The 869-nt window shown below is 47.6% G+C and carries 1 protein-coding gene; it reads right to left on the bottom strand.

The features are described from left to right. Positions 1-869, bottom strand: an 869-nt coding sequence (locus ACP45E_RS01380) for a pilus assembly protein (protein ID WP_158008355.1), incomplete at both ends; no start/stop codon positions are given.

An 869-nucleotide genomic window follows, 5' to 3' on the forward strand; every position in this document is an offset into this window, starting at 1 on the left:
TGTTTACTGCCATTACTTGTCGGGGCTTGTTGTAATAAGAAAAAGCACCCTATCGATTTAATATCGAAGCTGTTTGTACCGCCATCGGCACCGGCGCAATCTACGATTGGAATGGGTAATATTCGACGTTTATATTGCCCACCTTGCGCTATTCGGCAATCAGAGTCCCCGGTACAATCTGGCAACGCAGCTGAATAATCAGCATACCCCCAAGCGGAACCACCCGATCCGGAGGTGTCGTCATAGGTAATCACGCCTGAATTATCCATTGATGCTGGCTTGGCAGGCTCCCTAACATACACATCTGATGGATGGTCAGCAGCACTGACTCCCCCACCACCATAAACACCAAATCGAGTATTTAATCCTTGCCCTACTGGCCCAATAGTATTGCCTGGCTTTGTTGTCACGGGGTTGTTGATATTGATGCTTTCTTCAAACCCCCCAGCTAAGGCTTGTCGTACCGTATTTGCACCAGAACCAAAGTCGAGCAGTTGATAATTTCCTGCTCCCATTGCACTGTCATTCTGACTCGCTAACTTGAGCGCGTAAATTTCACCCGTGTTATATCCATTGGTGCCAGCATCCTCTCCTTCACACACAGCAACAGGAACAATATTCGCCAGTAATACCTCTGGAGGGCTTGGCCCTGCTACCGCACTGGCTGAAACAATTTTGTCGTGACCAAAAATCTGGATGAAAAAATCGTCCAATGAATAACCTGCAACCGACACCCTAACAAAGGTATCGTCTGCACTGGTATAACTCCCATCAGGGAATAAGGCAGGATCATTGGAAAAATCGACTAAAATCGTCGCGCTTGAAAAGTCCATTTCGCTGTTACCGCTCGCACCCGCCACATTGTTTAG

Source organism: Vibrio genomosp. F10 str. 9ZD137, from assembly GCF_049974785.1.
In the GTDB taxonomy this organism is placed as follows: domain Bacteria; phylum Pseudomonadota; class Gammaproteobacteria; order Enterobacterales; family Vibrionaceae; genus Vibrio.